Raw genomic sequence first — 13297 nt, forward strand, 5'->3', positions numbered from 1 at the left:
TATTACGAAATATTTTCGTATAATACGAAAAAAAGTTCTAGCATTCTTTTCACACAATTATTTCAATGGAGAACAAGAAATATGAAAAACAATCAAAAATTAAGGCTAAAACGTATGACACTCATACCATTGAAAAACCCTATATCACTGACCTGCAGAAAAATCCTATGAATGTTTCTGAAATTGTATCATTTCTATGGGAAAAGCAAGAATTCCTTCGTAGTCATTACAAGAAAAATAAGTACAAGGATGTCATTTTACCCCTTGTTGTTTTAACTCGTTTAGATATTGAACTAAAACCTACCAAATCTCAAGTCTTGAAGAAAATTGGAGAGCTCAAAAAGAAAAAGATCAAAGTAGGTCCTGCAATGGATTCTGATTTAAACAGAATAGCAAAGAAGAGCTTTAACAACAAATCTGAATTTGAGGATTTGAAAGATGTTCTAGGAGATGATGCAAAAGACATCAAAACTAATCTTGAGGATTACATTGATGGATTTTCTGATAACATCAAAGACGTTTTTGAGAAATTCAAATTCAAAGATTTAATCAAAGATCTTGAAAGTAAAAAAATTCTATGGAAGGCAGTAGAGCACTTTGCAAAATACGAAGACATGTTATCAAAATTAGACAACCATGATATGGGAACAGTTTATGAAGAATTAATCAGAAAAGCAAATGAAGCATCTCATGAGACTGCAGGAGATCACTTTACACCTCGTGATGTAATTAAAACACTAGTTGCAATAACTTTTTCACCAGATATAAAATCAATTCTCAAAGATCCTGATACAATTCGTACAATTTACGACCCAGCTTCTGGAACTGGAGGAATGCTATCTGAATCTGAAAAATTCCTTGCAGACCATGTAAATAAAAATATCAAACTTGGTTTGGTTGGACAAGACATCAATGATGAAGCATATGCTGTTTGTAAATCAGATATGATGATCAGAGGAGTAGACCCACAACACATTCAATTTGGGAATAGTTTAACTGATGAGGATAAATTCCCAGGCTCAAAATTTGATTATATTTTATCTAATCCACCATATGGTAGAGATTGGAAAGATTTTGCAGAAGATATTGAAAAAGAAAGAAAGAAACCAGATAGTAGATATTCTGCAGGACTGCCACGAAGCAGTGACAGTGCAATGCTGTTTTTACAACACATTGTATCTAAAATGTATGATAAAGATTCAGAGAAAACAAGTAGAGTTGCAATTGTCTTTAATGGTTCTCCATTATTTACTGGTGATGCTGGAAGTGGAGAGAGTGACATTAGAAAGTGGTTACTTGAGGATTTAGATTATCTTGAGACAATTATTGCTCTTCCAAAAGATTTGTTTTACAATACTGGAATCACCACATACATCTGGATTTTAACTAATCACAAAAGCAAAGCAAGAAAAGGCAAAGTTCAGCTAATTAATGCAGTTGATTTGTGTACTAGACTACGTAGAGGTCTGTCAAGTAAAAGAAATGAGATTGAAGACTCCCATATTGAGCAGATAAAATCTGAATATGATGCATTTCCTAAAGAATCAAAAATTTCTAAAATCTTTGATACTAACGAATTTGGCTATGCTCAAATTACAGTTAATCGACCTTTGAAAAGAAATTATTCATTTGCACCTGAAAGAATAGAACTAGTAAAAGCACAGTCAACATTTATCAAATTAGCAGAATCAAAAAAGAAAGGATCTGCTAAAGAAAAAGAAGAGGTGGAAGGTAGAAAAAAACAAGAGGAAATAATTTCTGTATTAAAATCTGCAAACAAATCCAAAGTTTACAAAGATTGTAATGATATGGAAAAAGCATTAGAGGAATTATTTGATAAATCTAAAGTTGATATATCTAAAGGAATGCTCAAGGCAATACAAAACGCACTATCTGAACACGATGATACAGCAACTCCATGTGTTAAAGGCAAAAAACCCATCTATGATTCAGACCTTAGAGATACTGAAAAAGTTCCACTAACTGAAGATATTGATGAATACTTCAAGCGTGAAGTATTGCCATTTGTAGATGATGCAGTAATTGATGATGATACTAGAACTAAAATTGGATATGAAATTCCAGTGACTAGAGTATTTTATGAATACAAACCTCTAAGATCTTTAGAAGAAATTGATTCAGAGATAAAAAATCTCCAAAAAGAAATCTCAAAAGACTTGGAGGATTTGATGGATTGAAACAATATTCTCAAATGAAAGATTCTAGAATCAAAGGACTAGGAAAAATTCCATCTAGTTGGACTGAAATACCACTTCAATATCTGGCATCTTCTGAATCAAATGCATTTACCGATGGTCCCTTTGGTTCTAATCTAAAATCAAGTGAATATGTTGATTCAGGAGTACTGTTAATACAATTAAACAATATTGGTGATGGTAAATTTTATCTTAAAAATCCCACCTACATTACAGAAGAAAAGTTTCAATCATTAAGTAAACATAATGCAATTCCAGGAGATGTCGTTGTTTCAAAAATGGCTGATCCTATAGCCCGTGCATGCCTTGTTCCTGATATTGAATCAAAATATTTCATAGTTTCAGATTGTATAAGATTACGAACAAAAGATAATGTTAACAATCAATTTCTTACTTATGCAATAAATAGTCCCTATTTTCGTCAAAGAGCAGCTTCATTTGGGGGAGGTTCTACTAGACAAAGAATTCAATTAACACAACTAAAAAAATTATCCATCATATTACCAGAGAAAGAACAAAAACAAATTATAAATTATTTAGATAAAAAAACAAAGAAAATAGATGATGAAATATTAAAAAATCAAAAACTAATTGAATTATTAAAAGAACAAAAACAATCTGTAATTAATCATGCAGTAACTAAAGGACTAGATGACACAATTACAATGAAAGATTCTGGAATAGATTGGGTTGGAAAAATACCAAAACATTGGAATGTTAAATCTATTCGGTATATTCTCATTCCTGGAAAATTAGGAATTAAAATTGGACCTTTTGGAAGTTCATTAAAACTTAATTCTATGAGTAAATCAGGATTCAAAGTATATGGTCAAGAAAATGTTATAAAACGAGATTTTGATCTAGGTGAACGATTTATTGATAAAAAAAAATTTGATGAGATGATTGTGCATGAAATTGTTCCTAATGATATAATTGTAACAATGATGGGTACAACTGGATTATCACAAGTAGTTCCTAAGAAAATTCAGAAAGGAATAATGGATTCTCACTTAGTAAGAATTAGATCAAATAATCAAATTTGTGATACAAATTTTTTATCTCTTTTGATAAACTCTTCTGATTATGTTAAATTTGAGCTAAAGTTAGAGAGTAAGGGTTCTATCATGGAAGGATTGAATTCTTCAATTCTAAAATCTGTAAAAATTTTATTACCTGAATCAATTAAAGAACAAAAACAAATCACAGATCATTTAGATAAAAAAACAAAAGCAGTTGATTCCCTAATCCTCAAAATAGAATTACAAATCAAACAACTTCAAGAATTCAGAGAATCTTTAATCTCATCAGCAGTTACGGGCAAAATTCAGGTGACAGAGGCATGAATATAACAAAATTATTTTGTATTGTACAAAAAATAACTATTCTAAACAACAGTTTAATCCATAACGAGGTAAAATGGTAGAAAAAAACTTTGAAGATGATATTGTAGAAAGTCTGGAAAAATCAGGTTATGAAGTTAGACTATCTGGTAATTATGACAGCAAAACAGGATTAGACAAAGATGTTCTATTTCGATTCCTAAATAATACACAACCTGATGAGATGGCAGAAATTCTACATGATTTTGGAGAAGACACCAAAGTAAAAATCATAGATACTACAGTCACTCAAATTAATCAAAGAGGGTTAATTGATGTAATTAGAAATGGAATTAAAATAAATGATAAAAAATTAGTATTTTCTTTTAGAAAACCACAATCTCAAAAAAATAAAAAAGCATACGAGTTGTATCAAAAAAACATTTTTACAATAATCAGACAACTACGATTCAGTCAAATTACAACTGAATCAGTTGATCTAGCAATATTTCTAAATGGATTTCCAATTGCTACAGCTGAACTCAAAGATCAATTCTCAAAACAAACAATGGAAGTTGCAGAAAAACAATACATGAAAAGAAATACTGATGAGAGAATATTTCAATTCAAAAATGGAGCAATTGTTCATTTTGCAATAGATTATGACAATATCTCCATGACAACAAAGCTAAAAAACCAAGATACTGTATTTCGTCCATTTAACAAGCCAAACATTGAAGATAAAAAATCATATCCAACATCATATCTCTGGAAAGAAATCTGGGATAAAGATAACCTTCTAAACATAATTCAGAACTTTGTACATCTTCAAATAGTATATGATCCTGATGATCCAAGTAAAATAAAAGATGAATTTTTAATTTTTCCAAGATACCATCAATGGGATGCAGTAAACAAAATTATTCTAGACACAAAAGAGAAAGGCTCTGGAAATAGATACCTTGTAGAGCACTCTACTGGAAGTGGTAAGAGTTTCTCTATTGCTTGGCTTGCATATGCATTACACTCAGTACGAGACTATGATGGCAATTCAATCTTTGATGGAGTAGTTGTAATTTCAGATAGAAAAATAATTGTGGATCAACTTCGTGATGAAATCAAACAGTTTGAAGATACTGATGGACTAGTACCTGAAATCAAAGATTCAAACGAATTAGGCACAGAATTGGAGCATTCAAGCAAGATTCTAGTTAGTACACAACAGAAATTCTTTGATGTCAAAGACAGAATTGAGAAGCTAGGTGGGAAACACTACGCAGTAATTGTTGATGAAGCTCAAAGCTCTCAAGGTGGAGATGCATCACAAAAAGTAATGGATGCATTAGTTGACTTGGATGAGTTTGGCAAAAAAATTGCTACTGCAAAGCAAAACATTAGTTATTTTGCATTCAGTGGAACCCCTAAAGACAAAACCTTGGCAATATTTGGAACAGAATTATCAGATGGTACAAAGGTTCCTTTCCATAAATATACAATGAAACAAGCTATTGATGAAGGATACATTCTAGATGTACTCAAAAACTATACTACAATTAAAAGAATTTTTGATGTAATCCAAAAGGGTAGTGAAAAACAAGTTGACACTAAAAAAGCATTTAGGCAAATAATGCAGTTAGTCAATGAGGATCCAAAAAATATCTCAAAAAAATCTTATTTCATTATTGAGCATTTTAAAAATTACACAATGAATCAGATTGGTGAAAAAGCAAAAGCAATGTTGGTAACTGAAAAGCGAAAGCAGGCAGTACAATACAAACTAGCACTAGATGATTATATTGCACATCTAGGATTACCAATTAAAACACTAGTTGCATTCTCAGGAACTGTGACTATAGATGGAGTTGATTACACTGAAAATTCACTTAACAATCCAAAAAGAGAAAAAGAGTTTGATATTGCTAAACAGTTTGGAAAAGAAGAATACAGAATTTTGATTGTAGCTGACAAGTTCCGAGTAGGATTTAATCAACCAAACTTGCATACAATGTATGTTGATAAAACACTACGTAACGTAAATGCAGTACAAACACTATCTAGACTAAACAGAACCAAAAAAGGAAAAGATGCTGTATGTGTAGTTGATTTTGTAAACTCTGCTGAAGAAATCAAGGAAGCATATTCAAAATATTATGTTGGAGTAATTCTATCTGACGAAATTGATTCAAAATTACTATACAAATTATACCAACAAGTGATGGACTATGGAGTAATTTTAGATGATGATATAGAATCCTACTGGGATCTGATTCATCCATCATCTGGAATTCCTGCAATAAATGAAGAACTAGTTGGGGCCACAGCAGATGCCGTTCATAGATTCCTAGAATTAGATGAGGAGACCAGAGGTAAATTCAAGCAATTTTTAGTAAAATTTGTTGAAAATTACGCCTATCTGGTACAGGTAAATGACTATGAGACTGAAAATCTAGAAAAACTGCATAGATTTGGCAGAAAACTTCTCACAAGACTACCTGATCCAGGAAAAATCATCCCACTACCTCTCAAAGATGATGTTGCAGTAAGGTATATCGATCTTAAAGAGACATTTCATGGTTCCATTCCCCTAGAAGACAAGCCAGGAATTTTAGGAAAACCAATAACTGTTGGGACTCAAAAAAGACCAAACATTATTGGTTCATTATCTGAAGTAATTTTAAAAATAAATGAAAAATATTCAAACACTGTACGAACTGTTGCAGAAACTGCATGCATTGAGAAATTTGTAAGGACTTTGGTATTAGACAATCACATAATTTCTGAATTTAAAAAATCAGGAAACACTAGACAAGCCATTTTACAGTTTGGAAATTATCGTTCATCATTTGATATTAAACTCGATGAGATGGAATCATACAATCCTGAATTGTTTGTATCAATCAAAAACGATCTTGATTGGAAAGAACAGATAGTACAAGAATCTTCAAAAATAATTGATGAACAGATCAAAGCAAGGGGTGAAATTGAACTCCCAAGCATTACAAATGATATTGCAGAAAACAAAGACTCTTACAGAAAAGCATTAGAATCTTGTAAAGACTATTTGTGGTTTGAGGAAAAACATCTTGCAGCTGATAAAGTAGAATTTTTAGAAGAAATTATGAAGGGGTGTATAGTTACTGAGATTAGAATTTTAGGCTCTGCAATTTTTAATGATAAGATAAATGAAGAATTTTATACTAAAATCAAAGAATTACGAGACAAACTAGATGCATTAAAAATTAAACTAGAAGTAAAAATTGCAATTACAAAAAGTTTACACAAAAAATTTCATGACCGCTATGCTATTGGATCAAATAATCTATGGACTGTACCACCAATAAGTGCAGTATTAGAGGGAAGTTCTGCTACTTTTAATCAACATGTTGCAGGAAGTTCTACCTATGAGCAGGATTCAAAGGCATATGATGAGTGGTGGAATGATTCAGATGCAATTGATGTTTTCACAGATTGGGAAAAAATAAAACCAGTTGCAGAATCATTTTCAAAATTCGGGGGAAAACCACAAAAATACAATTGTGTTGAATGTGGAAAAGAGTTTACACGTAATTTCAAACTATCAAATCCCTTATGTGATGAGCATTTCAAACCTGGAGGAAGAAAATGACTCTCCAAAAATATCCAAAAATGAAAGATTCTGGAGTGGAATGGATAGGAGAAATTCCTGAATCCTGGAATGTAGCACCATTGAAGTTTATAGGAAAATTAAATTCGGGAGGAACTCCCTCTACAGGTAATTCTGAATACTGGGATAACGGAACAATCCCATGGATTTCTTCAGGTGAAGTAAATAACAATAGTATTACAAAATGTATAAAGAAAATAACAAAGTTGGGATTAATTGAAAGTTCAGCAAAATTATTTCCCAAAGAGAGTGTTTTAATTGCAATTACTGGAGAAGGGGCTACTAGAGGACGAACTTCTATATTGAAAATTGAAGCCACTACAAATCAGTCTGTAGTAGGAATTGTATCCAATCAAAAAAAACATTATAGTCATTTTATTTGGTATTATCTTCAAAGTCAATATTCACATTTAAGAAATAGTAGCCATGGTAGTGTACAATCAGGTCTAAATTTAGATATTTTAAGGAATTATCCTATTTCTTTACAAAAAATATTGGAACAAAAACAAATCGTTAATTTTCTTGATGGAAAAACAAAAATAATTGATCAGGAAATCTCTAAAAGTAAAAAATTAATTGAATTAATCAAAGAAAAAAGACAATCTCTTATCAACCATGTGGTTACTAAAGGGCTTGATGATTCAGTTCCGATGAAAGATTCTGGAATAGATTGGGTTGGAGATATTCCAGAAGATTGGAAAGTATCAAAGATCAAATTTGTATCTGATGTAACTGGTAGAATAGGGTATAGAGGTTACACAATAAATGATATTGTCTCTGAAGGAGAAGGTGCAATTACACTTAGTCCATCAAATATCATTGATGATAAATTCAACATGAATAAAAAAACCTACTTGACTTGGAAGAAATATGAAGAATCTCCTGAAATTCAGATTTTTGAGAATAATATTTTACTAGTTAAGACTGGTTCTACTATCGGAAAGGTGTGTATGGTACCAGATTACAGAGAAAAAATGACCATCAACCCCCAATTGGTTGTATTAAAACCATTTAAAATTACTCCAAAATTTCTATTATTTTTTATGACTTCAAATAAATACAAAGATCAAATTTATAGTTCAATAGTTGGCGGATCAACCCCTACTATATCACAACAAGAAATTTTGAATCATTATATCCTATTTCCACCTAGAACTGAACAAAATCATATTATTTCTTACATAGATAAACAAACTATTCAGATGGATAAATTAATCTCCAAAGTAGAATCACAAATCTCAAAATTACAAGAATTCAGAGAATCTTTAATCTTATCGGCTGTAACTGGAAAAATTTGTGTGACTAACTAAATCTAGGTATAAAATCATAGATACTATACGAAATAATCTCGTATAATACGAAAAAAACCTCAATGATTCTTATCACACAATTAATTCATGAAACAAACAGTTTCGACACAAATGGATGACGGCCATATCGTCAATGAAGGAAAAAGTCTTTCAAGTTATGATGATTTTGTATTTCATGACTTGGAGCAAAGTTTTGTCTTTCAAAACCAATCCCTAGACGCACATTACAACCATGTAATGTCTAGTCTTGGGAATTCCTACAAGGGAGTAAACAAGTATATTTATGGAAACACAATAGGTGCAATCAAAACTATTGTTAACTGTAAAAAAACACATGCTAGACGTACTGAGAATTGTAAAGAAGCAATTGCATTCTTACATCAAGACATGCAATTGGCCACCAATTCAATACAGATGATAATGCTACTCTTTGGAGTAAAACTATCAACAAGACAAATCCTCAGAGACTCTGAACAAATACTCTCAGAAAGAGAACCTAACTGGATCTCAAATTTAGGAGGTAGATACTAAGATGCATGATCAATTAAGAAAAACATTACCAAAGCGTCTTGATATTGCAAATTTAGAGCATGAAATCAATAGAATGGAGGCAGACTTGGATTACCATAGAAATAAAGCCAAAATATTTGAAGAGACATTGTTAGAACAACAATACATTCTATCAAAACTGCAGAAAAAATACTATCATAGTGATGAAGAGGGTTTAGATTGTTCAGAGTAAATGACTGGATGACAGTACATCACTGCAAATCATGTAATCAAAAAGCATTGGTAAGATCAAATCATAAACTATGCAACAGTTGTAGGAGAAAACAAAATGAGTAAAGTATGTCCTAAATGTAACAGTGAAGATACTAGTATCTTTTTGATTGCACCAAATGTATTTCAGATTAAACAAGAATCAAAACCAATCTTTTGTTGGTATTGTGAAAATTGCAGGAATGAGTGGCAATGAGATGTAAAATCTGTGAAATTCCTCACAAGAACACGTCTATGCATGGAATTTGGGCTGAATTTAGGGTTTGTAGAGGATGTTCCTTCATTTTGGATGTATTTTCATGGAATGGAGCAAATCTGAGTACGTATTGGGAGGGTGAATTTTGAAGTGTTTAATTACGATTTGTGGAATACAAATGATGAAAGTATGAGTAAAAGATTTGCAAGGTTTCAACCACATAAAATTGCTAAATTAAAGGAAGACGTTGATCCGACATATTTTGATACACAATTAAATGAACTCTATAAACAAATTGATGAATTTGAAAATATTGAATCTAAAGAAGTAATTCAGTCTTTAAAAAATTTCATTGTAATAAATCTAGTAACAGTTATGGAAGATACAATAAAACGTGAATTGAAATTTGAAATTGATGTAGAACAAATTGAATTGAAGAATATTTTTGATCAAAATGAACTTCGAATTAGGTTAACTGATCTTGATATTATAAAAACAAATGAAATTACAAAGGGAATGATTGTAGCTTCAAATTTTAATTTTCAAAATCTAAATGAATTTGATAGGATTTTTTCGAAAGCGTATAAAGTTGATTTTCTTGAAACATTTTTAGAATTATTAAAATTACCTCTTAATATTGAGAGAGATGAATCTCAAAGATATTATGAGCAGCGAATGGGCATATTGAAAAGGTGGGAAAAATTAAAAGAGATTCCATATGAACGACATAGAATAATTCATAACTTAAATCAGAATATAGAATTAGATAAAGAAGAATTACATGATTTAGTAGATGTAGTACATAATTTTCTTGCTAAATTTTTATTTTTTACTTATGTTTTAAACATGATTGATAATGTTAATTTTGCACCTAAAGATGTGAAAAAACATTTAGAAGAAGAATTTGGAAATAAATTTGAAGTTTTAGAAGAAATCGTAAATAGACAAAGAAGAAAATTTAGGAATTAAGTCTGGTTTTTGTGCGTAATTTCTTTAATTCTTCTTCTAGTTTTTTGATATAATGTATTGCAACAACATAATTTGCAAATGTAGCACCAAACATGTTCATAAATGTATATGATGAATTCAAACTGTCTTTAGGAAATAATGGATCGTTTTCCTGAGCCAGTCTACGTGAATCATCAATGTCTTTACTCCATTTTTTAAAATCTTGCTTTAATTGTAATACAGATTTTTTATTTGGTTTTTCATCTAACCATTTTTTAAGACGTGCTTCACGTTGACGAAGAATTTGAATTATCTCTTCTCTAGTAATCATTTCAAAAACTCTGGAACTTGAAGACTGTTATCTCTTGATTGTAGTTTAAACTCGTTGAACTTTGCTTCTAATTCTGCATATTTTATGGATAATGTTTTGAGATTCTTATCTACTTGTTTGAAGTCAGAGATTGTAAGATGTGGTTCTGCTTGCAAGTACATCTCTTTTCTTTTTTCATCAGATAGTTGATAGTAAGTATCCATGTAGAAACCATGACCCATTAGTTCTTCTGCAAAATCTCTTCCACAGACATTTCCTACTGTAGTACGAAAATATTTTCTAAATGCATGAAAATGTACTACCTTTCTACCATTCTTGTTATTTGAGTTGATTTCAGAATTTTTGTCAAGGTGATATCTGAGGCTATTGTGTAGTAAACTTTCTGCATGTAGATGAGGAGGTTGTTTAGGATTTGATTTACGTTTTAGATTTTTTATCTTTGATATTCTCCCAAAAATTTTGATGTTTTTTAGTTGAACATTATCGCTAGTTTCATCCCATCCAAAATATCGTTTTAGATATTCTTTTAGTGAATTTGTGGCCTCAGTAGTAAGGTATGTTTGTCGTTCAGTTCTAGTTTTTGTAGTTTCTGCTCTTAGTGAAATAGTTGTAGGAGTAGTTGAAAAATCAATATCACCTAATTCCAATTGAACTAGTTCACCTAGTCTCATTCCACTAGATGAAAGAACTAGAACAATTGTTTGTAACCTAGGTGAGAAACTCCGTTGTAATTTTACAATTAATTCTCTAGTTACTGGTTCTTCTCTTTGTCGAATTATTTTAGGGATACGAACCATTTGCTTGTAATCCTCAGAATTGATTTTTAATCCCAAGTTTCTAAGGTAGCCTTTAACTGCAGGCATTCTACTTGTAATTGATTTTGCAGTGTATCCTTTAGAATCTAAAAAGACAACAAACTCATTTAGAATTTTGTAAATATCAAGTGATTCACCGTTTACTTTTTCAATTAACTCAAATTCATCAATACAGTATTTTTCTGACAAAAATTCTCTAAATCCAGTTTTCTTACTGTTTGTAATTGCTAAACGATACGAGCTTACAGTACTATGACTGTGAGATATGATAAACAAGGATGCCAAGTAATCATCTAATGATTTATCTAAAACTTTAAGAGACATAGACCATATTATTACACATCATATATAATAGTTATAATTTATATGATATATATCTTGTATATAGAGTGGTTTCTATCAAGACTGAGATTTGGGTATTTTACTCAAGGCTAATTTTACTAATAATAGCCATGTAACTGCTATTGGGACATAGTATGTAGCTATTCTCCATCCAATAACTGCATCCCAAGCCACAACTCCTTCTGAAATCTCAAATGCAAAAGGATCTAAGTTATTGATATATGCAACAATTCCAAATTCTGCAAGACCTGATCCGCCTATGGTGATTGGTAAGTTGCCAATTGCGTTTGCACCCATTACTGCCATAATTGAATCAAATGCATTAATTACAAATCCAGTTCCCATTGCAATAATCATAAATGAAATTCCATAAAATGACCAAGATGCTAAAGAAAATAGAAATGAAATACCGAATATTTTTTTAGATTCAGAAGTTTTTAGATTTTCTCTACTCATAGTACATACTTCTTCCATCCAAATGTTTGTTTTATCTATGGCTTTGGCACCTTTTTCCTTTCCAAATCTTTTTGCAAGATTTTCTAATACTTTAGGAACTTGGAATGTATGTTTTGAAGAAAGGAAGAACATAACCATCCACAAAGATGTAATTACAATACTAGTTGCTAGAATCACAGCTGCTACAACGTATGCACCATTGAGTAAAGCAATGATTCCTGCCATTATAGATAGCAAACCTGCTGCAAATACTTCAGTGACAATATCCATGATTGCAATCCATGCTGATTTTGCAGGTTTCGCACCTTTTTTGTGTAAATAATAAATTACAACAAATTCTGCCCCAACAAACATTGGAGTTGTAAATTTGATAAATTCACTTCCAACTCTAACTCCAACTAATTTAAAAAATGAATCAAAATTTCCAAGATATTTTCGTGTGATGTATGCAAATTTTATTCCTTGAAGACCTAATTTTATCATCATGGCTATAATTGCTCCAGCAAATGGAAATATTCCAATGGCCAAAACATCTTCAATTTGAATATCAAATTGGATGGCAATGATGAAAATCGGAATTAATGTGACAGGGATAGCCACTAGTCTCCAGTTCATTTGATAATTTTTTTGAGGAATCAAATATGAAAGTTGAGAAAATTTTCAGTCAGGAAAAATTTGTGCCTGAAATTAGGCATGAAAATTTGAGTTAATTTGTGGATTGAGTTTGATTTTTCAATTCTTTCTTAATTTCTTCAAAGAGATTATTCAAAGTATCAAAATCTGAAAGGTTTCTATTTCTAAGTAATTTTTCTACCAAGTCTTTCAGATAAGCTTCTTTTTCAAAAATATTTTGATTCATAAATTAAACAAAAATTCATCCATTAAACATAAAGTGGAATTTTTCTAGAGAATTGATTACCAATTTGGAAATTCAAAAACAA

Annotated in this window: 11 protein-coding genes; 7 read left to right on the forward strand and 4 right to left on the reverse strand. The window is 30.8% G+C overall.

The genetic code is table 11. From position 1 onward, the window contains the following. Window positions 1-65: 65 nt before the first annotated feature. The 7 genes from K5781_RS03965 to K5781_RS03995 all read left to right on the forward strand — a co-directional run bounded on the left by K5781_RS03965 (window position 66) and on the right by K5781_RS03995 (window position 10433). A complete protein-coding gene (locus K5781_RS03965) occupies window positions 66-2198 on the forward strand; it encodes a class I SAM-dependent DNA methyltransferase (protein WP_297440967.1) in 2133 nt (710 codons plus the stop codon). Further along, a complete protein-coding gene (locus tag K5781_RS03970) occupies window positions 2195-3559 on the forward strand; it encodes a restriction endonuclease subunit S (RefSeq protein ID WP_297440969.1) in 1365 nt (454 codons plus the stop codon). Before K5781_RS03965 ends, K5781_RS03970 begins: the two co-directional genes overlap by 4 nt. A 73-nt stretch (window positions 3560-3632) precedes the next feature. Next, on the forward strand, window positions 3633-7160 hold the full coding sequence (locus tag K5781_RS03975) for a DEAD/DEAH box helicase family protein (RefSeq protein ID WP_297440971.1): 3528 nt from the start codon (window positions 3633-3635) through the stop codon (window positions 7158-7160). Next, complete coding sequence (locus K5781_RS03980; protein ID WP_297440973.1) at window positions 7157-8488, forward strand: restriction endonuclease subunit S; 1332 nt, start codon at window positions 7157-7159, stop codon at window positions 8486-8488. Before K5781_RS03975 ends, K5781_RS03980 begins: the two co-directional genes overlap by 4 nt. A gap of 87 nt (window positions 8489-8575) precedes the next feature. Next, complete coding sequence (locus K5781_RS03985) at window positions 8576-9019, forward strand: hypothetical protein (RefSeq protein WP_297440975.1); 444 nt, start codon at window positions 8576-8578, stop codon at window positions 9017-9019. A gap of 1 nt (window position 9020) precedes the next feature. Next, window positions 9021-9230 carry a hypothetical protein gene (locus tag K5781_RS03990; RefSeq protein WP_297440977.1) on the forward strand — a complete coding sequence of 70 codons (210 nt, stop codon included), beginning with the start codon at window positions 9021-9023 and terminating at the stop codon, window positions 9228-9230. A gap of 423 nt (window positions 9231-9653) precedes the next feature. Next, a complete protein-coding gene (locus K5781_RS03995) occupies window positions 9654-10433 on the forward strand; it encodes a hypothetical protein (RefSeq protein WP_297440978.1) in 780 nt (259 codons plus the stop codon). Here K5781_RS03995 and K5781_RS04000 read toward each other — a convergent pair. The 4 genes from K5781_RS04000 to K5781_RS04015 form a co-directional block, all read right to left on the reverse strand. Further along, the gene (locus K5781_RS04000) at window positions 10423-10743 is read right to left on the reverse strand and encodes a hypothetical protein (protein ID WP_297440980.1); all 321 of its coding nucleotides are present in this window, start codon (window positions 10741-10743) and stop codon (window positions 10423-10425) included. The genes K5781_RS03995 and K5781_RS04000 overlap by 11 nt on opposite strands. Next, window positions 10740-11882, reverse strand: a complete 1143-nt coding sequence (locus K5781_RS04005; protein WP_297440982.1) for a site-specific integrase — start codon at window positions 11880-11882, stop codon at window positions 10740-10742. Before K5781_RS04005 ends, K5781_RS04000 begins: the two co-directional genes overlap by 4 nt. 75 nt (window positions 11883-11957) lie before the next feature. Beyond that, complete coding sequence (locus K5781_RS04010) at window positions 11958-12971, reverse strand: lysylphosphatidylglycerol synthase transmembrane domain-containing protein (RefSeq protein WP_297440984.1); 1014 nt, start codon at window positions 12969-12971, stop codon at window positions 11958-11960. Window positions 12972-13062: 91 nt separating this feature from the next. Then, window positions 13063-13215 carry a hypothetical protein gene (locus K5781_RS04015; protein WP_297440985.1) on the reverse strand — a complete coding sequence of 51 codons (153 nt, stop codon included), beginning with the start codon at window positions 13213-13215 and terminating at the stop codon, window positions 13063-13065. Window positions 13216-13297 lie beyond the last annotated feature (82 nt).

It is taken from the genome of Nitrosopumilus sp., assembly GCF_025699255.1.
Taxonomy (GTDB): Archaea; Thermoproteota; Nitrososphaeria; order Nitrososphaerales; family Nitrosopumilaceae; genus Nitrosopumilus.